Annotated in this window: 15 protein-coding genes, 11 tRNA genes and 4 rRNA genes; 2 read left to right on the top strand and 28 right to left on the bottom strand. The window is 41.9% G+C overall.

Features of this window, described 5'->3' with window-relative positions:
- Nucleotides 1-34: 34 nt before the first annotated feature.
- The 28 genes from MHH85_RS20620 to MHH85_RS20485 form a co-directional block, all read right to left on the bottom strand.
- Nucleotides 35-1,587 (bottom strand): 16S ribosomal RNA (locus tag MHH85_RS20620).
- 147 nt (nt 1,588-1,734) lie between these two features.
- Nucleotides 1,735-1,810: transfer RNA gene (locus MHH85_RS20615), tRNA-Ala, on the bottom strand.
- A gap of 19 nt (nt 1,811-1,829) precedes the next feature.
- Nucleotides 1,830-1,906, bottom strand: a tRNA-Pro gene (locus tag MHH85_RS20610).
- A gap of 4 nt (nt 1,907-1,910) precedes the next feature.
- Nucleotides 1,911-1,987 (bottom strand) — tRNA-Arg (locus MHH85_RS20605).
- Between the two features lie 32 nt (nt 1,988-2,019).
- Nucleotides 2,020-2,108, bottom strand: a tRNA-Leu gene (locus tag MHH85_RS20600).
- Nucleotides 2,109-2,114: 6 nt separating this feature from the next.
- Nucleotides 2,115-2,189: transfer RNA gene (locus MHH85_RS20595), tRNA-Gly, on the bottom strand.
- A 25-nt stretch (nt 2,190-2,214) separates the two neighbouring features.
- A tRNA-Leu gene (locus MHH85_RS20590) sits at nt 2,215-2,299 on the bottom strand.
- Between the two features lie 19 nt (nt 2,300-2,318).
- Nucleotides 2,319-2,394 (bottom strand) — tRNA-Lys (locus MHH85_RS20585).
- 12 nt (nt 2,395-2,406) lie between these two features.
- Nucleotides 2,407-2,482, bottom strand: a tRNA-Thr gene (locus tag MHH85_RS20580).
- Between the two features lie 15 nt (nt 2,483-2,497).
- Nucleotides 2,498-2,573, bottom strand: a tRNA-Val gene (locus MHH85_RS20575).
- Between the two features lie 9 nt (nt 2,574-2,582).
- Nucleotides 2,583-2,698, bottom strand: a 5S ribosomal RNA gene (gene rrf / locus MHH85_RS20570).
- Between the two features lie 129 nt (nt 2,699-2,827).
- Nucleotides 2,828-5,757 (bottom strand): 23S ribosomal RNA (locus MHH85_RS20565).
- A gap of 184 nt (nt 5,758-5,941) precedes the next feature.
- Nucleotides 5,942-7,494: ribosomal RNA gene (locus MHH85_RS20560) — 16S ribosomal RNA — on the bottom strand.
- Together the 16S, 23S and 5S rRNA genes with 9 tRNA genes alongside form the textbook arrangement of a ribosomal RNA operon.
- A gap of 566 nt (nt 7,495-8,060) precedes the next feature.
- Nucleotides 8,061-9,545: a lysine--tRNA ligase gene (gene lysS / locus MHH85_RS20555; RefSeq protein WP_193737837.1), complete on the bottom strand. Its 1,485-nt coding sequence runs from the start codon at nt 9,543-9,545 to the stop codon at nt 8,061-8,063.
- A 292-nt stretch (nt 9,546-9,837) separates the two neighbouring features.
- The gene (locus MHH85_RS20550; protein WP_193737838.1) at nt 9,838-10,044 is read right to left on the bottom strand and encodes a helix-turn-helix domain-containing protein; all 207 of its coding nucleotides are present in this window, start codon (nt 10,042-10,044) and stop codon (nt 9,838-9,840) included.
- Complete coding sequence (folK, locus tag MHH85_RS20545) at nt 9,996-10,517, bottom strand: 2-amino-4-hydroxy-6-hydroxymethyldihydropteridine diphosphokinase (protein ID WP_340708342.1); 522 nt, start codon at nt 10,515-10,517, stop codon at nt 9,996-9,998. The genes MHH85_RS20550 and folK overlap by 49 nt, the downstream gene beginning before the upstream one ends.
- Nucleotides 10,514-10,882 carry a dihydroneopterin aldolase gene (gene folB, locus MHH85_RS20540; protein WP_053418353.1) on the bottom strand — a complete coding sequence of 123 codons (369 nt, stop codon included), beginning with the start codon at nt 10,880-10,882 and terminating at the stop codon, nt 10,514-10,516. Before folB ends, folK begins: the two co-directional genes overlap by 4 nt.
- A 50-nt stretch (nt 10,883-10,932) precedes the next feature.
- A complete protein-coding gene (gene folP, locus MHH85_RS20535) occupies nt 10,933-11,784 on the bottom strand; it encodes a dihydropteroate synthase (RefSeq protein WP_340708341.1) in 852 nt (283 codons plus the stop codon).
- Entirely contained in the window at nt 11,784-12,620 is an 837-nt protein-coding gene (gene pabC / locus MHH85_RS20530) for an aminodeoxychorismate lyase (protein ID WP_340708340.1), read from the bottom strand. The genes folP and pabC overlap by 1 nt, the downstream gene beginning before the upstream one ends.
- Nucleotides 12,620-13,213, bottom strand: a complete 594-nt coding sequence (gene pabA, locus MHH85_RS20525) for an aminodeoxychorismate/anthranilate synthase component II (RefSeq protein ID WP_193737842.1) — start codon at nt 13,211-13,213, stop codon at nt 12,620-12,622. Before pabA ends, pabC begins: the two co-directional genes overlap by 1 nt.
- Nucleotides 13,210-14,589, bottom strand: a complete 1,380-nt coding sequence (locus tag MHH85_RS20520) for an anthranilate synthase component I family protein (protein WP_340708535.1) — start codon at nt 14,587-14,589, stop codon at nt 13,210-13,212. The genes pabA and MHH85_RS20520 overlap by 4 nt, the downstream gene beginning before the upstream one ends.
- A gap of 217 nt (nt 14,590-14,806) precedes the next feature.
- Complete coding sequence (gene cysK, locus MHH85_RS20515; RefSeq protein WP_340708339.1) at nt 14,807-15,736, bottom strand: cysteine synthase A; 930 nt, start codon at nt 15,734-15,736, stop codon at nt 14,807-14,809.
- Between the two features lie 364 nt (nt 15,737-16,100).
- Nucleotides 16,101-16,982: an Hsp33 family molecular chaperone HslO gene (hslO, locus tag MHH85_RS20510; RefSeq protein ID WP_193737844.1), complete on the bottom strand. Its 882-nt coding sequence runs from the start codon at nt 16,980-16,982 to the stop codon at nt 16,101-16,103.
- 18 nt (nt 16,983-17,000) lie between these two features.
- Nucleotides 17,001-17,765, bottom strand: a complete 765-nt coding sequence (locus MHH85_RS20505) for a type III pantothenate kinase (protein WP_193737845.1) — start codon at nt 17,763-17,765, stop codon at nt 17,001-17,003.
- Nucleotides 17,766-17,885: 120 nt separating this feature from the next.
- Nucleotides 17,886-19,907, bottom strand: a complete 2,022-nt coding sequence (gene ftsH, locus MHH85_RS20500) for an ATP-dependent zinc metalloprotease FtsH (protein ID WP_053418360.1) — start codon at nt 19,905-19,907, stop codon at nt 17,886-17,888.
- A 129-nt stretch (nt 19,908-20,036) separates the two neighbouring features.
- Nucleotides 20,037-20,579 (bottom strand): hypoxanthine phosphoribosyltransferase, encoded by a 543-nt coding sequence (hpt, locus tag MHH85_RS20495; protein ID WP_053418361.1) that lies wholly within the window; start codon nt 20,577-20,579, stop codon nt 20,037-20,039.
- Nucleotides 20,580-20,608: 29 nt separating this feature from the next.
- On the bottom strand, nt 20,609-22,021 hold the full coding sequence (gene tilS / locus MHH85_RS20490; RefSeq protein ID WP_340708338.1) for a tRNA lysidine(34) synthetase TilS: 1,413 nt from the start codon (nt 22,019-22,021) through the stop codon (nt 20,609-20,611).
- A gap of 16 nt (nt 22,022-22,037) precedes the next feature.
- Nucleotides 22,038-24,452: a SpoIIE family protein phosphatase gene (locus MHH85_RS20485; protein WP_193737847.1), complete on the bottom strand. Its 2,415-nt coding sequence runs from the start codon at nt 24,450-24,452 to the stop codon at nt 22,038-22,040.
- A 183-nt stretch (nt 24,453-24,635) separates the two neighbouring features.
- On the opposite strand from MHH85_RS20485, the gene MHH85_RS20480 reads away from it, so the two are divergent.
- Nucleotides 24,636-24,709, top strand: a tRNA-Met gene (locus MHH85_RS20480).
- Nucleotides 24,710-24,749: 40 nt separating this feature from the next.
- Nucleotides 24,750-24,821 (top strand) — tRNA-Glu (locus MHH85_RS20475).
- Nucleotides 24,822-24,950 lie beyond the last annotated feature (129 nt).

Below are 24,950 nucleotides of genomic sequence, written 5' to 3'. Positions count from 1 at the left end.
CAGATCCAAGATCTGTTTCCGTAATTATCCTTAGAAAGGAGGTGATCCAGCCGCACCTTCCGATACGGCTACCTTGTTACGACTTCACCCCAATCATCTATCCCACCTTCGGCGGCTGGCCCCATAAAGGTTACCTCACCGACTTCGGGTGTTACAAACTCTCGTGGTGTGACGGGCGGTGTGTACAAGGCCCGGGAACGTATTCACCGTGGCATGCTGATCCACGATTACTAGCGATTCCGGCTTCATGTAGGCGAGTTGCAGCCTACAATCCGAACTGAGAACGATTTTATGAGATTAGCATACCCTCGCGAGTTAGCGACTCTTTGTATCGTCCATTGTAGCACGTGTGTAGCCCAGGTCATAAGGGGCATGATGATTTGACGTCATCCCCACCTTCCTCCGGTTTGTCACCGGCAGTCACCTTAGAGTGCCCAACTAAATGATGGCAACTAAGATCAAGGGTTGCGCTCGTTGCGGGACTTAACCCAACATCTCACGACACGAGCTGACGACAACCATGCACCACCTGTCACCAATGTCCCCGAAGGGAAAACTCTATCTCTAGAGCGGTCATTGGGATGTCAAGACCTGGTAAGGTTCTTCGCGTTGCTTCGAATTAAACCACATGCTCCACCGCTTGTGCGGGCCCCCGTCAATTCCTTTGAGTTTCAACCTTGCGGCCGTACTCCCCAGGCGGAGTGCTTAATGCGTTAGCTGCAGCACTAAGGGGCGGAAACCCCCTAACACTTAGCACTCATCGTTTACGGCGTGGACTACCAGGGTATCTAATCCTGTTTGCTCCCCACGCTTTCGCGCCTCAGTGTCAGTTACAGACCAGAAAGTCGCCTTCGCCACTGGTGTTCCTCCAAATCTCTACGCATTTCACCGCTACACTTGGAATTCCACTTTCCTCTTCTGCACTCAAGTCTCCCAGTTTCCAATGACCCTCCACGGTTGAGCCGTGGGCTTTCACATCAGACTTAAGAAACCACCTGCGCGCGCTTTACGCCCAATAAATCCGGACAACGCTTGCCACCTACGTATTACCGCGGCTGCTGGCACGTAGTTAGCCGTGGCTTTCTAATAAGGTACCGTCAAGGTACGTTCAGTTACTAACGTACTTGTTCTTCCCTTACAACAGAGTTTTACGATCCGAAAACCTTCATCACTCACGCGGCGTTGCTCCATCAGACTTTCGTCCATTGTGGAAGATTCCCTACTGCTGCCTCCCGTAGGAGTTTGGGCCGTGTCTCAGTCCCAATGTGGCCGATCACCCTCTCAGGTCGGCTATGCATCGTTGCCTTGGTAGGCCATTACCCCACCAACTAGCTAATGCACCGCGGGCCCATCTAGTAGTGACAGCCGAAACCGCCTTTCAGCATTTTGCCATGTGACAAAATGGATTATTCGGTATTAGCCCCGGTTTCCCGGAGTTATCCCAATCTACTAGGTAGGTTGCCCACGTGTTACTCACCCGTCCGCCGCTAAATCAGAAGAAGCAAGCTTCTTCATCATTCGCTCGACTTGCATGTATTAGGCACGCCGCCAGCGTTCGTCCTGAGCCAGGATCAAACTCTCCATAAAAGTAGTTTGAAAGCTCATTAGCTTTGCTAGCGTATCATCCAAAGATGATATCTATTTTTGTTTTGATCCACCAACAGAGTTGATGTTCAAAAACATTTATTGATTAACGTCTTGCATGTTCAGTTTTCAAGGTTCATAAGATATATATGGTGGAGCCTAGCGGGATCGAACCGCTGACCTCCTGCGTGCAAGGCAGGCGCTCTCCCAGCTGAGCTAAGGCCCCGTGTGGGTATAAGTAATAATGGTCGGGAAGACAGGATTCGAACCTGCGACCCCTTGGTCCCAAACCAAGTGCTCTACCAAGCTGAGCTACTTCCCGTTAATGGCGCGCCCGGCAGAAGTCGAATCCACAACCTTCTGATCCGTAGTCAGACGCTCTATCCAATTGAGCTACGGGCGCATATATTATCACTTGTATTAAATTAAAAGAAATGGTGCCGAGGACCGGAATCGAACCGGTACGGTAGTCACCTACCGCAGGATTTTAAGTCCTGTGCGTCTGCCAGTTCCGCCACCCCGGCATATTTTGGAGCGGAAGACGAGGTTCGAACTCGCGACCCCCACCTTGGCAAGGTGGTGTTCTACCACTGAACTACTTCCGCAATATGCTGATAAACTTAAAAATTATGGTGCGGGTGAAGGGAGTCGAACCCCCACGCCTTGCGGCGCTAGATCCTAAGTCTAGTGCGTCTGCCAGTTCCGCCACACCCGCATATAATGTTTTTTTAAAATGGTGAGCCATGTAGGATTCGAACCTACGACCCTCTGATTAAAAGTCAGATGCTCTACCAACTGAGCTAATGGCTCATATGAAATGAATGGTGCCGGCGAAAGGAGTCGAACCCTCGACCTACTGATTACAAGTCAGTTGCTCTACCAACTGAGCTACACCGGCAATGTTTATTAAAAATGGTGGAGGATGACGGGATCGAACCGCCGACCCCCTGCTTGTAAGGCAGGTGCTCTCCCAGCTGAGCTAATCCTCCATATTGTTCGCCTAGCAACGTCCTACTCTCACAGGGGGAAACCCCCAACTACCATCGGCGCTAAAGAGCTTAACTTCCGTGTTCGGCATGGGAACGGGTGTGACCTCTTTGCTATCGTCACTAGACTATTTTTAAGACAAGAATTATTATATCACTTCGCTTCTTTAAAAGCAAGTGTTTTTTTAACTTTTTTAAAAAGTTTTTCTTGTTCTCTCAAAACTGGATAAATTACATTGAAGTTAGTTAAGTAAAATTTGGTTAAGTCCTCGATCTATTAGTATTCGTCAGCTCCGTATGTCGCCACACTTCCACCTCGAACCTATCTACCTCATCGTCTTTGAGGGATCTTACTTACTTGCGTAATGGGAAATCTCATCTTGAGGGGGGCTTCATGCTTAGATGCTTTCAGCACTTATCCCGTCCACACATAGCTACCCAGCGATGCCCTTGGCAGAACAACTGGTACACCAGCGGTGTGTCCATCCCGGTCCTCTCGTACTAAGGACAGCTCCTCTCAAATTTCCTACGCCCACGACGGATAGGGACCGAACTGTCTCACGACGTTCTGAACCCAGCTCGCGTACCGCTTTAATGGGCGAACAGCCCAACCCTTGGGACCGACTACAGCCCCAGGATGCGATGAGCCGACATCGAGGTGCCAAACCTCCCCGTCGATGTGGACTCTTGGGGGAGATAAGCCTGTTATCCCCGGGGTAGCTTTTATCCGTTGAGCGATGGCCCTTCCATGCGGAACCACCGGATCACTAAGCCCGTCTTTCGACCCTGCTCGACTTGTAGGTCTCGCAGTCAAGCTCCCTTATGCCTTTACACTCTACGAATGATTTCCAACCATTCTGAGGGAACCTTTGGGCGCCTCCGTTACTCTTTAGGAGGCGACCGCCCCAGTCAAACTGCCCGCCTGACACTGTCTCCTACCCCGCTAAGGGGCATGGGTTAGAAGTTCAATACATCTAGGGTAGTATCCCACCAACGCCTCCTCCGAAGCTGGCGCTCCGGAATCTCTGGCTCCTACCTATCCTGTACAAGATGTATCAAAATTCAATATCAGGCTACAGTAAAGCTCCACGGGGTCTTTCCGTCCTGTCGCGGGTAACCTGCATCTTCACAGGTACTATAATTTCACCGAGTCTCTCGTTGAGACAGTGCCCAGATCGTTACGCCTTTCGTGCGGGTCGGAACTTACCCGACAAGGAATTTCGCTACCTTAGGACCGTTATAGTTACGGCCGCCGTTTACTGGGGCTTCAATTCGCACCTTCGCTTGCGCTAAGCACTCCTCTTAACCTTCCAGCACCGGGCAGGCGTCAGCCCCTATACGTCACCTTACGGTTTTGCAGAGACCTGTGTTTTTGCTAAACAGTCGCCTGGGCCTATTCACTGCGGCTCTCTCGGGCTTTCACCCTACTAGAGCACCCCTTCTCCCGAAGTTACGGGGTCATTTTGCCGAGTTCCTTAACGAGAGTTCTCTCGCACACCTTAGGATTCTCTCCTCGACTACCTGTGTCGGTTTGCGGTACGGGCACCTTTTACCTCGCTAGAGGCTTTTCTTGGCAGTGTGAAATCAGGAACTCCGGACATACGTCCTCGTCATCACAGCTCAACGTTATAGAAATGGGATTTGCCTCATTTCACGCCTCACTGCTTGAACATGCATAACCAACAGCATGCTTACCCTATCCTACTGCGTCCCCCCATTGCTCAAATGGTAAATAGGTGGTACAGGAATATCAACCTGTTGTCCATCGCCTACGCCTATCGGCCTCGGCTTAGGTCCCGACTAACCCTGAGCGGACGAGCCTTCCTCAGGAAACCTTAGTCATTCGGTGGACGGGATTCTCACCCGTCTTTCGCTACTCATACCGGCATTCTCACTTCTAAGCGCTCCACCAGTCCTTCCGGTCTGACTTCACAGCACTTAGAACGCTCTCCTACCACGGACATCTAAGATGTCCATCCACAGCTTCGGTGAATTGTTTAGCCCCGATACATTTTCGGCGCAGCGTCACTCGACCAGTGAGCTATTACGCACTCTTTAAATGATGGCTGCTTCTGAGCCAACATCCTGGTTGTCTAAGCAACGTCACATCCTTTTCCACTTAACAATTACTTTGGGACCTTAGCTGGTGGTCTGGGCTGTTTCCCTTTTGACTACGGATCTTATCACTCGCAGTCTGACTCCCGTGCATAAATCACTGGCATTCGGAGTTTGTCTGAATTCGGTAATCCGGGATGGACCCCTAGTTCAAACAGTGCTCTACCTCCAGGATTCTCTATCACGAGGCTAGCCCTAAAGCTATTTCGGAGAGAACCAGCTATCTCCAGGTTCGATTGGAATTTCTCCGCTACCCACACCTCATCCCCGCACTTTTCAACGTACGTGGGTTCGGGCCTCCAGTAAGTGTTACCTTACCTTCACCCTGGACATGGGTAGATCACCTGGTTTCGGGTCTACAACCACATACTCATTCGCCCTATTCAGACTCGCTTTCGCTACGGCTCCGTCTTCTAAAACTTAACCTCGCATGTAATCGTAACTCGCCGGTTCATTCTACAAAAGGCACGCTATCACCCATTAACGGGCTCTAACTACTTGTAGGCACATGGTTTCAGGATCTATTTCACTCCCCTTCCGGGGTGCTTTTCACCTTTCCCTCACGGTACTGGTTCACTATCGGTCACTAGGTAGTATTTAGCCTTGGGAGATGGTCCTCCCAGATTCCGACGGAATTTCACGTGTTCCGCCGTACTCAGGATACACTCAAGAGAGAATGAACTTTCAACTACAGGGCTGTTACCTGCTCTGGCGGGCCTTTCCAGACCGCTTCGTTTAACTCATTCCTTTGTAACTCCATATAGAGTGTCCTACAACCCCAAGAGGCAAGCCTCTTGGTTTGGGCTATTCCCGTTTCGCTCGCCGCTACTCAGGGAATCGATTTTTCTTTCTCTTCCTCCAGGTACTTAGATGTTTCAGTTCCCTGGGTCTGCCATCAAGACGCTATGTATTCACGTCAAGATACTGCTCCATTACGAACAGTGGGTTCCCCCATTCGGAAATCTCCGGATCAAAGCTCACTTACAGCTCCCCGAAGCATATCGGTGTTAGTGCCGTCCTTCTTCGGCTCCTAGTGCCAAGGCATCCGCCATGCGCCCTTAATAACTTAACCTAAAAGTTAGTTATTAAGCCTAAAAAACTTAATAATAAAAAATGTGTTACTTAATTTGCTTCAATGTCGTTTTATCCAGTTTTCAAAGAACAAGGTTTTGAAGATCATTTTACAATGAGCCTTCAAAACTGAACGCAAGACGTTAATCGACAGATCCAAGATCTGTTTCCGTAATTATCCTTAGAAAGGAGGTGATCCAGCCGCACCTTCCGATACGGCTACCTTGTTACGACTTCACCCCAATCATCTATCCCACCTTCGGCGGCTGGCCCCATAAAGGTTACCTCACCGACTTCGGGTGTTACAAACTCTCGTGGTGTGACGGGCGGTGTGTACAAGGCCCGGGAACGTATTCACCGTGGCATGCTGATCCACGATTACTAGCGATTCCGGCTTCATGTAGGCGAGTTGCAGCCTACAATCCGAACTGAGAACGATTTTATGAGATTAGCATACCCTCGCGAGTTAGCGACTCTTTGTATCGTCCATTGTAGCACGTGTGTAGCCCAGGTCATAAGGGGCATGATGATTTGACGTCATCCCCACCTTCCTCCGGTTTGTCACCGGCAGTCACCTTAGAGTGCCCAACTAAATGATGGCAACTAAGATCAAGGGTTGCGCTCGTTGCGGGACTTAACCCAACATCTCACGACACGAGCTGACGACAACCATGCACCACCTGTCACCAATGTCCCCGAAGGGAAAACTCTATCTCTAGAGCGGTCATTGGGATGTCAAGACCTGGTAAGGTTCTTCGCGTTGCTTCGAATTAAACCACATGCTCCACCGCTTGTGCGGGCCCCCGTCAATTCCTTTGAGTTTCAACCTTGCGGCCGTACTCCCCAGGCGGAGTGCTTAATGCGTTAGCTGCAGCACTAAGGGGCGGAAACCCCCTAACACTTAGCACTCATCGTTTACGGCGTGGACTACCAGGGTATCTAATCCTGTTTGCTCCCCACGCTTTCGCGCCTCAGTGTCAGTTACAGACCAGAAAGTCGCCTTCGCCACTGGTGTTCCTCCAAATCTCTACGCATTTCACCGCTACACTTGGAATTCCACTTTCCTCTTCTGCACTCAAGTCTCCCAGTTTCCAATGACCCTCCACGGTTGAGCCGTGGGCTTTCACATCAGACTTAAGAAACCACCTGCGCGCGCTTTACGCCCAATAAATCCGGACAACGCTTGCCACCTACGTATTACCGCGGCTGCTGGCACGTAGTTAGCCGTGGCTTTCTAATAAGGTACCGTCAAGGTACGTTCAGTTACTAACGTACTTGTTCTTCCCTTACAACAGAGTTTTACGATCCGAAAACCTTCATCACTCACGCGGCGTTGCTCCATCAGACTTTCGTCCATTGTGGAAGATTCCCTACTGCTGCCTCCCGTAGGAGTTTGGGCCGTGTCTCAGTCCCAATGTGGCCGATCACCCTCTCAGGTCGGCTATGCATCGTTGCCTTGGTAGGCCATTACCCCACCAACTAGCTAATGCACCGCGGGCCCATCTAGTAGTGACAGCCGAAACCGCCTTTCAGCATTTTGCCATGTGACAAAATGGATTATTCGGTATTAGCCCCGGTTTCCCGGAGTTATCCCAATCTACTAGGTAGGTTGCCCACGTGTTACTCACCCGTCCGCCGCTAAATCAGAAGAAGCAAGCTTCTTCATCATTCGCTCGACTTGCATGTATTAGGCACGCCGCCAGCGTTCGTCCTGAGCCAGGATCAAACTCTCCATAAAAGTAGTTTGAAAGCTCATTAGCTTTGCTAGCGTATCATCCGAAGATGATATCTATTTTTGTTTTGATCCACCAACAAGTTGATGTCCAAAACATTTATTGATTAACGTCTTGCATGTTCAGTTTTCAAGGTTCATTATGTTCGCCACTTCATTAGCGACATTTAACATTATATCGTAATAACATTTCGTTGTCAACAACTTTTTTGAGTTATTTTCAAATCGTTGTTTCGAAATTGTCGTAGTTGCTTGTTTGTCAGCAACTTTTATATCTTATCAAATCATCCACTCAGTGTCAACAACTTTTTTAAGTTATCTTCAAATCGTTTTGTTAGCTAAATTAGCAACTCAATTAATATATCACTATATTAATTCCAACGCAACCCCTTTTTTAAAAAAATTAAAACCTTATTTATTAGTTAGCATTAGGTACTTACAAAAATAGCTTGTCTTCTATTGTAATGAACTTCTTAGTAATTTTCAAACAAAAAGCTAACCACTCTAATAGAACGCAAATAAAAAAAGACTCTAGTACTAACTAGAGTCTTTTTATAAGAAAACCTTAGTATTTAATCACGCGGACGCATTGTAGGGAATAATAATACATCACGTATAGTTTGTGAATTCGTTAACAACATGATTAAGCGATCGATACCGATACCTAATCCACCTGTTGGCGGCATACCATATTCTAATGCTTCAATGAAGTCATCATCCATTTCGTGCGCTTCATCATTACCTGCTTCTTTTTCAGCAAGCTGTGCTTCAAAGCGTTCACGTTGATCAATTGGATCATTTAATTCAGTAAAGGCATTTGCATGCTCACGACGTACAATGAATAATTCAAAACGATCTGTGAATCGCTCGTCTTCAGGGTTCTTCTTAGCTAATGGAGAAATTTCCACTGGATGACCATAGATAAATGTAGGCTGAACTAATGTTTCTTCTATTTTTTGTTCGAAGAATTCATTAATAATATGACCTACTTCCATAGAATCTTTAATTTCAACACCGTGTTCTTTTGCATGTGCTCGCGCTTCTTCTTTTGACATCGGAGCCCAGAAGTCTACACCCGTTGCTTCTTTAACTGCATCTACCATGTGCAGACGAGTCCAACCCGGCGCTAAACTTATAACATCATCGCCATATTGAACATCAGTTGTACCTAAAACTTCTTGTGCTACGTGAGATATTAAATTCTCTGTAAGAGCCATGATATCACGGTAGTCAGCGTATGCTTCGTATAATTCAATCATAGTGAATTCTGGGTTATGGCGCGTTGACATACCTTCATTACGGAATACACGACCAATTTCATATACTTTTTCAAGCCCACCAACGATTAATCGCTTTAGGTGTAGTTCAATAGCGATACGCATATATAATTCCATATCTAATGAATTATGATGCGTAATGAATGGACGAGCTGCTGCTCCACCCGCAATTGTGTGTAGCATTGGTGTTTCTACTTCAAGGTAACCATTGCCATCTAAGTAACGGCGGATGGCCTGAATAATTTTTGAACGAGTAATGAAAGTTTGTTTACTTTCTTCACTTGTCATTAAATCTAAGTAACGTTGACGATAACGTTGCTCTACATCTTTTAAGCCATGGAATTTCTCTGGCATTGGGCGTAATGATTTAGTTAGGAAAGTAAATTCTAATGCTTTAACAGAAAGTTCTCCTACCTGAGTGCGGAAAACATTACCGCGAATACCTACGATGTCTCCTAGGTCTGCTTGCTTAAACAATTCGTATGCTTCTTCACCAATAGCATCTTTTCGAACATAAATTTGTACTTGTCCACCTAAATCTTGAATATGCGCGAAACCAGCTTTACCTTTACCGCGTTTTGTCATAATACGACCCGCGATTACAACTTCATGTAAATCTTCTTCTAATTGTTCTTTAGTAAAATCCACATACTGTTCTTTAATTTCGTTTGATAAATGCGTACGTTCAAAACGGGCACCGAATGGATCTAAGCCGTTTTCTCTAATAGAAGCCATCTTTTGGCGTCTCACCAAAATTTGGTCATTTAATTCTTCAGACACGATATTCACTCCTCATTTTTTGTTCCGCTATGCAGTCCATAATGTACTTATTGTACACAATTTTGCTTGACGATTCACGTCTTTATCATCATTTACTAGTAAATACTTCATAATCCTTTAGCTCCTAAAGAAAAAAGCCGTCACTTCAAAGGCGACGACTCGGAGATTTGTTAAATAATATGGATAGCTTTTTCTGCTGCTTCTCGTTCTTCAAATTCTTGTACTACAGTATTAAGTAATGTTCTTAATTCTAATGCCGTCTCTGTTTGGTTAATAGTATTATGGTCGGAGCTTATTCTCCACCTTTTAATTCGTCCATATTTATATCAAGCGCTGCCGCTATGATTTGTAACTGTTCTTCTGTTGGCAAACGGTCTCCACGTTCAATTTTACCTAAAATAGAAGTAGAGATACCAATTTTTTTCGCAAATTCGACCTGCTGAATTCTTTTTAGTTTTCGAAATGCACGAATTCTTCTACCCCAGCGATCGTTTTCCATTGTCGTACGCCTTCTTTCCCAACACTAGATAGCATTGATTGCAACGCTTCGTTTGTTTTAGGATAAATGAGATCTGGAGCGATTTCCAATAATGGTACAAGAACAAAAGCACGTTCATGCATTCTAGGATGCGGAACAATTAGTGTCTCTGTTTCAATTTTCTCGTAATTATAAAGCAAAATGTCAAGGTCTATAGTTCTTGGACCCCAACGGATTACGCGAACACGCTTTAACTCGTTCTCGATTGTTTGGCACAATTCAAGTGTTTTTTCTGGATTCAACGAAGTGCGAATTTGCACAACTATATTAAGGAATGCATCCTGGTCTGCAAAACCAACAGGATCAGTCTCATATACAGAAGACACAGCAACAACTTCCACTTCTGGATGCTCAGTTAGTAACTTGACTGCATGTTGCAAAGTTCGCAACCGGTCTCCTATATTTGAGCCTAGAGAAATAAAGGCTTCGTTCATTGAAACTCACCTCTTGTCAACTCTACAGATACTTCCCGGTAATGACCTGGAATCGGTGGGTCAGGTTTAATCATTTCAACACGCAACCCTTTTACTCGTCCCTCATATGTAGCCAGAATGCGTGTCGCAATTTGCTCTGCTACAGCTTCGATTAATTTATATGGTTCACCTTCAACTATTTCTTTACAAATCATATAAACTTCCGCGTAGTTCACCGTATATTCAAGCTCGTCTGTCTCACCAGCTTGATGTAAATCTACCGCTAGTGTTATCGACACCCTAAAGCGCTGACCAATAGCGGTTTCGGCAGCCAATACACCATGATAGCCATAAAACTCCATATCTTTTACATGGATATAATCCATAGTTAACACTCCACTTCATAATTAGAAATATTACTTTAAACTAAACCTTATCATTCTACATTTGGTTGTTTATCTAATAAGACATCCATCATTTTTGTCATACGGGTGATTTCCTTAACATCATGTACACGTACCATATGGCAACCTTTATCGATTCCAAAGCAGACTGTAGCACCCGTACCTTCCACCCGTTCTGTAACAGGGAGGTCTAAGACATTTCCAATTATTCTTTTGCGAGACGTCGCAAGTAATACAGGATAACCCATCTCTACTAATTGCGGTAAAGATTGCATCATCAATATATTTTCATGGTGCGATTTCGCAAATCCAATCCCTGGGTCTAGCCAAATATGTGCATCAGGTACCCCAGCAGCTTTGGCGATTTGCAAACTCTTTTCTAAATCAGCTTTGGCTACCTCCCAAAAGTTTACCCCGTATTCTTCATTTTCGCGGTTATGCATTAAAATAATTGGTACATTTAATTCTGCAGCCACACTAGCAATTTCAGGGTCGTACTTAGCTCCCCAAATATCATTAATTATATGTGCTCCTGCTAAAACAGCTTGTCTTGCTACTTCTGCTTTATATGTATCAATTGAGATTAATACATGTACCTCTTTACGAAGCTCTTTAATAATAGGTATAACACGAGATAATTCTTCTTTGACTGAGATTTGAGTATGTCCAGGGCGAGTTGATTCGCCGCCGATATCAATAATCTTTGCACCATCAGCGACCATTTGCTTTGCTTGAGCTACCGCTGCTTCTAAATCATTATATTTTCCGCCATCTGAAAAAGAGTCTGGTGTTACATTTAATATCCCCATCACAAATGTCTCTTTATGGAAGTCGAGTATATGCCCGTCGATAGTTAATGGTGTTGTGTAATTGTCTAGGTTCATCAAGATCTCCCTTTCACATCATTTATGCTTTTAACATACTGCTCATGAAGAGCTTTGTAAACCGGCCCGTTATTTCCTAGGAAATTTTTACCTTGTAAAGAACGGATTGGGATAAGCTCTTGAATAGAAGTTGTTATAAAGCATTCATCCGCTTGTTCTAACTGCTCTCGAGTATAGAATCCTTCTAAAACAGTAATTTGCTGCATCACTTGCCCTCGCGTAACGCCTGGTAAAATACCTGTTTCAATAGAAGGTGTGTATACCTTACCATCCGTCACCCAAAAAATATTTGACGTAATACCTTCCGCTACAAAGCCATCTCCATTCACAAAAAAACCTTCCAACTCTGCTAAAGATGGTACTTCAAATCGAGCTATTACATTATTCGCATAATGATGGGATTTATGGCGGATTGATTGCTCCGGTGAATTGCGTTCTGTATTCAACCATACCGCTGATTTCTCTTCCCCTCTCACCATTTTAGGTAAAGGCTTACGGAATACAATAACAGTCGGTTCAGTATAACTTGTTGGTTTTAATCCAATATCATGCACCCCCGCCGAAACATTCAAACGAAAATAACCATCTTCTCCATCACAACGTTTATCCAACTCACGAATAACTGCTAACAATTCATCAAAGCTATAAGGTAAAATGATATGGTAATCATCTAATGCTCGTTGCAGCCTTTTACAATGATCTTCCCATAGAAATACATCCCCGTCATACGTACGAAATGTTTCAAAAAATCCTAATCCATACAAAAAGCCGTGATCAAATGGCGAAATCCTTAAATCCTCACTCTGCACATACTCCCCGTTCATCCAACACCACATTAGTTACCACTTCCTTCAGTAACCTCGCAATAGCACTCAATAAAGTTCTTTAATATCTTCTTACCATCCTCTGTCATAATCGATTCCGGATGGTACTGAACACCTTCAATCGGATAATCCTTATGACGAATCCCCATAATCTCACCTTCTGCTGTCGACGAAGTAATTTCTAGGCAGTCAGGTAAAGTTTCACGTTCAACAATTAATGAATGATAACGCGTTGCTTGAAACGGATTTGGTAGCCCTCTATTTACACCTTTACTATCATGCTGTACAGGCGACGTTTTACCATGCATTAATCGTTTTGCACGAATAACCTTCCCACCAAATACTTGAGCAATCGCTTGATGCCCTAAACAGACACCAAAAATCGGAATGCTCCCCGCAAAATGAGCAATGATTTCTAAACTTCTACCAGCTTCATTTGGACTACAAGGTCCAGGAGAGATGACAATCATAGCAGGCGAAAGTTTTTCAATCTCCTGCACTGTTAGCTCATCATTTCTTTTCACAATAAGCTCTTGTCCAAATTCACCAAAATATTGCACAAGATTATAGGTAAATGAATCGTAGTTATCAATCATTAAAATCATACGTTACACTCCTCCGCCATCGCCTTCGCTTGCCATAAAGCTTTTGCCTTGTTTAGCGATTCAATATATTCATTTGCAGGAATAGAATCTATCACGATACCTGCACCCGCTTGTATATATGCCACCTCTTCTTTAATAAAAGCCGTACGGATGACGATGTTAAGTTCTAAATCACCATTGTATCCTAACCAACCGATTGACCCTGTGTATAATCCCCGACGAACCGTTTCCAGCTCCTCAATAATTTCCATCGTACGAATTTTAGGTGCACCTGTTATTGTGCCACCAGGGAATAGCGCTCTTACAACATCTGCATTTGAACAATTTTCGTCTACAATGCCTCTTACATTTGAAACAATATGCATAACGTGCGAATATCTCTCAATCACCATAAACTCATTTACTTCAACGCTTCCATATTTTGAGACACGACCTAAATCATTACGCTCTAGATCAACGAGCATAACATGTTCAGCGCGCTCCTTTTCATTATCAATTAATTCCTGTGCCAATCGTTCATCTTCAACGAAATCCTTCCCTCTCGGACGAGTCCCAGCTATCGGTCGAGTTGAAAGCTCCCGCCCTTTTTTCTTCACAAGTAATTCAGGAGAACCTGAAACAACTGCAAATTCAGGGGAATGGATAAATGCCATATACGGAGAAGGATTAAACGAACGTAGCGCCTCATACATTTGCATAGGTTCTGCACCAAGCTCTTTTGCTTGTCTAACAGAAAGATTCACTTGGAACACATCACCTTGCGCAATATAATTTTGCACTTTATGGACAGCCTCTTCAAAAACATCTGACGATAGTGATACTTGTAGCTTTGTTACATCATGCACAACATCAGTAGCAGCTCCCTCCGCAAACATCTGCGATTTCAGACCACTTTCTACAGCATGTTGCCAATCGCGCGCACGTTGTTCAAGATTTACATTGCTAGATGATAGCTTCATCAAATGAACTTGTTCCTCTACTACATCAAATACAGCCCATTCATCAAATAGATAAAAATATAAATCAGGTATTTGCAGATCATCCTCTGCTAGATTTGGTAGGTTCTCTATTTTTCGTGCATAATCATATGAGATAAATCCTGCTGCACCACCCTGAAAATCCGGAAAATCTACATTAGCAGGCAATTTATATTCTGCTATTAAATCTTCCAACAAATGCAGCGATTCCCCTACCCGTGTCTCTTCTTGTCCATCACGCCAAGAAATAAGTATTCCATCATCTGTCGAACGTACTACAGCCATTGGGTTCCACCCTGCCACTGACTGCTGCCCACCGCGGCCACTCTCTAATAGCAAATGATATTGCTCACTTTTTACAAGTTCCTTAAACGCATAAAAGAATGACTGCTTGTCCATCGAAAAAGATGGGTAATTGATTAACGATAAGCTCAAGAACTCTTCCTCCAATTAATTAAATCTATATTTTAATTTCACAAATTTTGTTTTTAAAATTGCACCAACATCTAACAGTATATGAAAATGAAAGTCAGAGAGCAAAGTTCTAGAGAAAATTTAGACAAAAATAAAAAAACGGAGCACATAAATGCCCCGCTTAGAATTTAATGAAGTTGAATTAGTCGTCAAAGTGGTAAAGTGGCGTACTTAAGTATCTTTCACCATTCGATGGAAGAATAGCTAAAACGTTTTTACCTTTGCCAAGACGTTTTGCTGTTTCGATTGCTGCGAAAATAGCTGCACCAGAAGAAATACCACCTAATACGCCTTCTTCTTTAGCAATTTTACGCGCTGTATCAAATGCAGCGTCATTTTCTACCGGGAAGATCGAAGTATAGATTTCCGTATTCAACACTTTAGGAACAAAACCTGCTCCGATCCCTTGAATTTTATGAGGTCCCGGTTGTGCCCCAGCCAAAACTTGAGAATCTTTTGGTTCTACTGCGATAATTTCAATTTCAGAATATCTTTCTTTTAATACTTCTCCTACACCTGTAATTGTACCACCAGTACCAACACCCGCAATAAATGCATCAAGATTTAAACCATCAAATGCTTCAACTATTTCTGGACCAGTTGTTAAACGGTGAACTTCAGCGTTTGAAGGATTTTCAAATTGTTGAGGAACAAACCAGCCATTTTGTTCAGAAAGCTCATTCGCCTTTGCAATTGCACCTTTCATCCCTTCAGCGCCAGGTGTTAAAACAAGATCCGCTCCGTAAGCACGTAGTAAATTGCGACGTTCCATACTCATTGTATCAGGCATTACTAACACCGCTTTGTATCCTTTAGCAGCTGCTACCATTGCAAGACCAATACCAGTATTACCACTTGTCGGCTCAATTAATGTGCTTCCTTCTTTTAACTTACCCGCTTTTTCAGCAGCTTCAATCATCGCTAAAGCAATACGATCTTTAACACTACTGCCCGGGTTAAAGTATTCTAGTTTAACGTAAACATTACCGTCATTTGGCCCTGTAACATTATTCAATTTCACGATTGGTGTTTTACCAATTAAATCTGTTACTGAATTAACTAATCTACTCATCTTTTACTCACTCCTAATTCCTAGTAATTTTATAGGTTTTAAATTATCTTAATTTTACAACCTATTGGTTATGTTTGTCAAACAAAAAACTATTTACTCTACTAAAAATATAAACTATATTCCTAAGTAACAAATCCCACCCAATAAACCCTAAAGATTATTCCTTATAGACGTGTATATTCATTCCACTCATGTAAAATAAAAAAGACTACTCTACAATTAGTATGTGTAGAGTAGTCTAGATATCATTATTTTAAAAGTCTTTAACATGTATCAATATGTCTTCACAATATAAATGTTTAGGCATTTAATTAAGATACAGACTAACTTAAATTACATTCTTCAGAATAGATTTACTAACATTTTAAGAATTAATTTCTGTTATGAATCCTTCTAATTCTTCTTTTGAGTATTGGTACTTTTCTTGACAGAAGTGACAATGCGCCTCTGCTTTTCCATCTTCTTCGATCATATCACGAATTTCTTTTTCGCCTAAACTAATGATCGCCGCACCAAAACGCTCTTTGGAACAGTTACATTCAAATTTCACCGGTAATGTATCTAGCATTTGAACATTATCTTCACCTAACACAGCTTTTAAGATTTCTTCAGGAGTTAACCCTTTTTGAATCATTTTAGAAACCGGTTCGATTTTCGATAATTGATTTTCAATTTGCGTAATCGTTTCATCATCTACACCAGGTAACAGTTGTATGATAAATCCACCAGCCGCCAGAATAGAATCATCTGTATTTACTAATACACCAAGACCTACTGATGAAGGTACCTGTTCAGATGTAGCAAAATAATATGTGAAGTCTTCTGCAATTTCCCCAGAAACAATCGGCACTTGTCCAGAGAAGAAATCACGTAAGCCTAAGTCTTTTACAACTGTTAATGCTCCCTCGGTACCAACAGCACGGCGAACATCCAGTTTTCCTTGTGGGTTCAAATCAAATTCTACATGCGGATTTGTAACATAACCACGAACTTCACCTTTTGCATTCGCATCTACGATCATCGAACCAATTGGTCCATTACCTTCAACTTTAACAGTGATTTTATCTTCACCTTTTAACATAGCACCCATCATCACTGATGCAGTCATTGTACGACCAAGTGCCGCAGAAGTTGTAGGCCAAGTATCATGACGACGTTGCGCTTCCCCAACCGTTTCAGTAGTACTCACCGCAAATGCACGTACACTATTATTAAATCCTAATGCTCTTACTAAATAATCTCCCACTCTAATATTCCTCTTTTCTTATTGATTTCTCTTATATATTATACGCAATCCCTTTAAAGTTAAAAACGGATCAACAATATCGATAATTGTGGATTCTTTCGCAATTAATGAAGCAAGTCCACCAGTTGCAATTACAAGCGGTTCCTTCTTACTCTGCATCTTTATTCGACTAACGATACCTTCTACTTGTCCAACATAACCATAAACGATACCGGATTGCATAGCAGATACCGTATTCTTTCCAATAACATTACCCGGTCGCATAATTTCAACACGCGGCAATTTAGAAGCCCGTGCAAATAACGCTTCTGTAGAAATATTAATTCCCGGTGCAATCGCCCCACCCATATAGTCACCTTTATCATTCAAATAACAATAGGTTGTTGCCGTACCGAAATCCACAATAATCAGTGGCGATTCATACTCATGAAGTGCAGCTACAGCATTCACGATACGATCAGCACCAACTTCTCTAGGATTTTCATATTTGATATTCAGACCCGTCTTCACACCTGGCCCAACAATCAAAGGCTCTAGCGAAAAATACTTTCGACACATTGCCTCTAATGAAAACATTATCGGAGGCACTACTGAGGAAATAATAATACCATCTATATCATCAAAAGATAAATCTACATGTGTAAATAACGATTTAACCTGCATTGCATATTCATCTTCTGTCTTATGCGGGTCAGTCTCCATACGCCAATGATGCATAAGTTTGTCATCATTAAATATACCAAGGGAAATATTTGTATTCCCTGTATCCATTACTAAAATCATCGAACCTAGCCTCACTTACATACAGTTTTCTGAAAGAATCATACCATATATAGAACTAATAAAAGAAGCCGATTGCCTTATGCGAGAGCAAAGGTCAATCAGCTTCTAATTTAATAGCTATTATTTTCGTTCTTCTTGAATACCATCATTTGATGTTCCATCCTGCTTTTCAGTAGGTAGGTCACTTGACGTTGGATCAGCAGTTCCAAACACATCAAGCTTTTCTTCTTTAACTAAAGTTACATTTTTAGATTCATTACTTTCAATTACTAGATCAGCCTTTTTACCATTACTTTGGTTATAAGGTCTGTCTGGCAATGTTCCGTGCTCTTTTAGATGTTGAATCTGTTCTGCATCTAATGTTTCAACTTCAAGTAAAGTTGTAGCAATTAAATTTAGAAGATCACGATTTTCAGTAAGAATACGTTTTGTACGGTCATATTGCTCTTTTACCATGCTTTGCATCTCTTGATCAATTTCGTAAGCAATTTTATCTGAATAGTTTTGTTCAGAATTGATATCTCGACCTAAGAAGACGTTGCCTCCTTGGCTTGAACCAAATTGCAATTGACCAAGTTTATCACTCATACCGTATTCAGTAACCATTGAGCGAATAATACTAGTTACACGTTGGAAGTCATTATGAGCTCCTGTTGAAACTTCACCAAAGACGATATCTTCAGCTACACGTCCACCAAGTAAACCTGCTACTTTATCAAGAAGTTCCGGTTTTGTCATGAAGTAACGATCTTCTTTTGGAAGCATTACAGCGTAACCGCCAGCTTGACCACGAGGTACAATTGTTACTTTATGAACTTTTTCAGCTTCATCTAATATTAATCCAATAACAACGTGTCCTGCTTCATGGTATGCAACAATATTACGTTCTTTTTGTGAAATGACACGACTCGTTTTAGCAACACCAGCAATTACACGGTCAGTTGCTTCATCGATATCTCCCATGTCAATTTTCTTCTTATTCGTACGAGCAGCGACAAGCGCAGCTTCGTTTAATAAGTTTTCTAAATCCGCACCAGAGAATCCCGGTGTACGTTGAGCAATTGCTTTTAAGTCCACTGATTCATCTAAAGGTTTTTTACGAGCGTGTACTTTAAGAACAGCTTCACGACCTTTTACATCTGGGCGCCCAACAGTAATTTGACGGTCAAAACGACCTGGACGTAATAATGCAGGATCTAGAATGTCCGGACGGTTCGTTGCAGCGACGATAATAATACCTTCGTTTTCACCGAAACCATCCATTTCAACAAGTAATTGGTTTAATGTTTGTTCGCGTTCATCATGACCGCCACCTAAGCCTGCGCCACGTTGGCGACCAACTGCATCAATTTCATCGATGAATATGATACATGGTGCGTTTTTCTTCGCGTTTTCGAATAAATCACGAACACGTGAAGCCCCCACACCAACAAACATTTCAACGAAGTCAGAACCACTAATAGAGAAGAATGGTACACCAGCTTCACCGGCTACCGCACGTGCTAGTAAAGTTTTACCAGTACCAGGAGGTCCTACAAGTAGAATCCCTTTCGGAATACGCGCTCCAATATCATTGAATTTAGTAGGATCTTTTAAGAAGTCCACTACTTCAACAAGCTCTTGTTTTTCTTCGTCGGCACCAGCTACATCTGTAAAACGAACTTTTTTCTTCTGATCGTCATACAGCTTAGCTTTACTTTTCCCGAAGCTCATTACACGATTACCGCCACCTTGTGCCTGATTCAATAAGAAGAAGAACAGGATAAAGATGATGATGAATGGAATAATCCCAGTAAAGAACTGAATCCATCCGCTCGTTTCAGGAGCAGGTAAAAAGTTGATTTTCGAGTTGTTTTTTGCCGCAGCATCAATTTTATCCATTACTGCTTGGTTATCACGAGGTACATTTGTTACAAAAGATTCACCTTTTTTGTAACCCTCTAATTCACCTTTAACGACATAAACCAATTTGTCAGGCTGTAACTCCGCACGGGTTACTTTGCCTTTATCTAGTGCTGTTATAAACTCGTGATACTGTATTTCTTTCGTCGGTTGGTTCGAGTTATTAAACGTACCAAAAATCCCGATGATCACGAGGAAAATTAATAAATATAATATGGTGTATCGAAATATTCGATTCATCCCCAGCCTCCTCACAAGGTAAACAGAAAAACTATAGTAAATCTTAACATATGAACATTAAGGCGTACAACGAAAAGCATTTGCAAAAAGAAGTTTCAATGTAAAATTGTCAAAATTTTAACATTGTTATTAAAATGAATAAACTTCTTTCTTTAGCACCCCAATGTATGGTAAGTTACGGTATTTTTCTGCGTAATCTAATCCATATCCTACAACAAATGCATCTGGTACTTCAAAACCTACAAAATCAGCTTTTAAGTCTACTTTGCGACCAGTTGGTTTGTCTAATAATGTAACGATTTTAATTGATTTTGCTTTGCGATATTTGAAAAGGTCTACTAAGTAGCTTAGCGTTAGACCACTATCAATAATATCTTCTACAATTAAAATGTCGCGACCTTCAACACTTGTGTTTAAGTCTTTAACGATTTTCACTTCACCAGAAGATACAGTAGCATTACCGTAACTAGTTACATCCATAAAATCTACTTCAACGTAAGTGTCGATTCGTTTCATTAAGTCAGCCATGAATGGCATTGCACCCTTTAGTACACCAATCATTAAAGGAAACTTCTCTTGATATTCCTCCGTTAAGGATTCCCCAATCTCACGAATTTTAATTTGTAAATCTTCCTCTGAAATTAATACTTTTTCGATGTCTTTTTGAAGCATCTTAGTTCCTCCTTGATTGTATATAGACACTACAAAGTTTGTTGATCTACGATGAAGAACGCATCATCAGTAGATCGTTCGCAATAAGAAAAACAATTACCTATACGAAGACCAGGAAGTGCAATGACCTCATCTTCTTGCGTAACAATAACTGGCCATTCATCTCTAAGTGCCATTGGTACCTTCTCGTCAATAAAAATACGAGATATGCGCTTATGCTGATTCAAACCAAGTAAATTGATGCGGTCTCCATTCATTCTCGTTCGGACATATAACGGCAATGACAGCAGTTCAATTTGAAAAAAATACGTCTTTGCGGACGGGGTAGTATCAGATGGCCTTTCATCAGATAGCTTTCCTATGTATACACGCAAATTGTTCGTCAAATTCGTCCATGCATTAAGCGTAACCATTAAAGGCGACTTTTCTACACTTAAAATTTGTTTTTTCTTGATAATTAGCTCATCATATTGACGAATTGCTACAACACCTTTTGGTAAATGCAAAATTGCATTTCCAGCCGTCGATGAAGTCTGTTCGAGAATAGAGTTCCACAGTGTATAACTTTGTACAATGGTTGTATCTTTATATAGATATTTTAATAGTAGTAGAATGATTCTTCTTTGTAAAGCGAGTGGCTTATTTTGGAATGCTTTTATGCAAATTCTCCATGAATCTTCATCTATTTTAGCCACAACTTCATGAAAAGCATCGTGCGCTAAACTTTGCAATAAATCTTCATCTGCTTGTGCCTTCTCGGTATACTGACGAACTGCATCAGCAACACGTGGATTTTCACCTTCTAATAACGGCACAACATGATGGCGAATTCGATTACGTGTATAAGAATCCTTTTTGTTACTAGAATCTTCTCGATAAGCCTGTTCATTTCGTTGTAAATAAGTATGAATGTCATTCTTTGTGACTGCTAAAAATGGACGTATTAGATGCCCGTTTGCAAATGGACGCTCTCTTTTAATACCCGTTAGACCAGAAGCACTTGTGCCTCTTGTAAGCGCCATTATGACACTTTCTACTTGATCATCTGCATGATGAGCAACAACAAGATGCGTACTTGAACTTTCTAACATGATTTTCTCGAAATAATTATAACGCTCTCTACGGCATATAGCCTGTAGATTCCCTTTCTCATGTTGTAAAATTTCAGGAATAGGTATGTCAATAGCATAAACAGGAATCTCTCGTTCTTGGCAAAAAGCTTCAACAAATCGACGATCCCCCTCAGCATCTTCCCCACGCAACATATGATTCACATGAATTGCTGCAACAGAGACACCCAGACGGTCTTTCTCTTTATACAAAAAATGCAGAAGTGCCATTGAATCAGCACCTCCCGAACAAGCTACGAGAAGACGGTCACCTTCATTACATAAATGATACTGTTTCATGTATTGATAAGCTTTTTGTTCGAGTTGTTCCATCTTCTCACCTCATTCACTATCTTACCATTCTTTGCTCAGAAATAGCCGCCGAAGATGGTTTAAATAAAGACCAATTCGATATTTTGTGTTCAATGCGGATTGCGACGAGTGTACAATCATCATTCGGTACATCCGGACCTCGAAACGCACGAACAATAGATGCACACATTTCCTCAGCTGGACAATTCTCTAGCTCGCGTAAATGGCGAATCAGTTTACTTTCTTGCTCTTCCCAAGGCTTATTTTCAAAGAACAGACCATCAGTACACATAAAAATAATATCTCCTGCCTTTAGCGACACTTGATCTGCTTCTACTGAAAAGGATGTTAAAAATCCTACTGGCTCACTCTTACTCTCTAGTCGAATACACTTTTCCCCTCGTACTAAATAAGTTGCCATACTTCCTGCTTTCCAAGACCATAAGGTTCCTACTTGTAAATCAACAAGCGCAAAATCCATTGTCGCGTACATATCACTATCATTTTTCAAAGACATGACATAATGCAATGTATGCATCGCTGTTTCGGGTGCCATTTGATGATGCATGCATTCACGCATTAATCGAATGAGACGTCTGCTCTCCTGATGCGCCTTTTTACTATGTCCCATTCCGTCTGATAACATAACGGCCGTAAGCCCTTGATGAAGTGGAAAAACGGCGTGTGAATCACCAGAGTAAATCGTATTCTGCTTCGAAGACGTATATACATCATAAGACATATGGAAACGAACCGAAGATTGGAAGGTCATCTGTAAATGTGGATACGGACTGTCCTTCATAGCAGTTCGCGCGATTTCAAACGGCTCATTAAACACACTTTGTAGAATAGGTAATACTAAGCGTTCTGCTAATGTTTGATCTGTTTCCCACATAGCCTTTTTCTCTGGTAAACAGCAAACAATTTTTCGATTACCTGCCTCATTTGATAAAATATCTACTTGAAAATGTTCGATACCAGCAAGCTTTAGCTCTTCTGATAGCTCGTCCTCTTTATGTTGAAAAGACACTGCTTCTCCCGTCATATCATTCATCACCATATCGATATGCTGACACATATCTCTCAATTGCAAAGCAATCATCTTACGGCCGTGGTAAAACTGACCACTAAGTTGTTTTTTCGAAACTTTTTCCTCAAGCGCTGACAAAAATGGAGCGGACTTCACACATTTATAACGAATCTTCTCATCAAGCTGTAGCCTTGTAGCTGCATTTGCAGTAGCACTTGCATCAAGCCATCTCTGCGTTAGGTCTGGCATCTCACTTTTACTATTGCTCCAACACTTGTCATACTTAAAACAAGATTGGCAAACTGCGAGCGGCTGCTCTTGCCTCTCTTCCGCTACATGTTTATTCACATTCCCAAAACGGTCATGTACAAGCTCTTTCATAAAATCTACGAAGTGATGAAAATCTTCAAGCTTTGTATTGAGCCTTTCCGTTAACCACTTCTGCCTTTCTAAAAGTACTTCATCCCTATTTGGATATAGTTGATTTTGCCAATACAAAACCCATTTCTGTGGGAAGATAAAAAATAGTAATGTAGCAAATGCAATAGACATAAAAAATGTGTAATCAAGTGGTAGTGTCGCATCATACAATGCAAAAAAGACGCTAGCCATTATGCCACCTGTGGCAATCCAAAACCTACCAACATTTTTACAAACTCCTGCAAATAACCCTGTTACCGCGTAAACCGCCATCATTCCACTAAAAGATAATTGAGATAAACTAAGTATCATACCGGTTAGTACTGCAACAGCCGTCGCTAATGTGACACCACCAACTAATGCTGATACAAGTATGAGTAAATGCATGGCAATACGCGATACTGATAAGAAGCTAAGTACAACACCATCCATAGCCGTTAATACCACAGCGCCTACGATCAATGCTGCACCGAGTCGCTCAAAAGACCATTTGGCCGTCATTAACTGATGCATCGGTAAGAAAATGAGACCCAAAAAAAGTGTCATAAAGATAGCTAGTACACCTTCATATCCGACGTATAGCCATACAAGAATTGGAGGATGCCCACTGTACGAAATATATTGCCAAACTATTTGAACCGTCAAAATACTAAATCCGACTATTACAGGAAGTGGCAATCGTTTAAAAGGGGTTTTTAAAAGGAGTAATAAAAACAACAATTCCAATACATGAATTGTTGTTTGCCCGAAACCTAATGTAAGACTTCCACATAATCCCCCTACTAATGTCCAACTCATCCACCTTGGATATCTAGTAAATGCAATTGCTGCAATTGGTAGGAAGAATGGTACCGTTGCTTCAAATAACACGGCTTGAGATAAGTAAAAGGAACAAAATAAAAACAAAACAGATAGCCATATTCGGTATTTTCTCTTAGCTACACTTGCCCATGTATTCTTAATTGCTTGATTTTGCGCTATTCCTTCATGCCACATCTTCATAAAACAACCTCCTCCTGAACATTGCCATCATTATAGACTGAATATTCCAGAAAGTTTGTCTTTTTGTGTTTTCATGAAAAAAAACTTTTCGACGAGAAATTGCTTTTTTTAAGAAAATATTTTCATAAAACAGCTTGACACTTACATACTTTATCTTGTATTATTTATTATGTTGTTTAGAACGGCGGCGTAGCTCAGCTGGCTAGAGCGTACGGTTCATACCCGTGAGGTCGGGGGTTCGATCCCCTCTGCCGCCATAATTTTTTTCATTTAGGCCATCTGTGCCAATATTTTTTTGGCCCCTTGGTCAAGCGGTTAAGACACCGCCCTTTCACGGCGGTAACACGGGTTCGAATCCCGTAGGGGTCATCATAATAAGCAACTTTCTTATCATAAGAAAGTTGCTTTTTTGTTTGTCAAATTAAGTACGATATATAAATATAAGTGGCAAATCATCTGCAGAGGTGTCGTTATTGGCGAATTTTAGTTTGTTCGTAT

The organism is Viridibacillus sp. FSL E2-0187, from assembly GCF_038006425.1.
Classification (GTDB): Bacteria; Bacillota; Bacilli; order Bacillales_A; family Planococcaceae; genus Viridibacillus; species Viridibacillus arvi.
The sequence above is the reverse complement of the archived record's forward strand: the minus strand, read 5'-3'. Positions and strand labels throughout refer to the sequence as shown.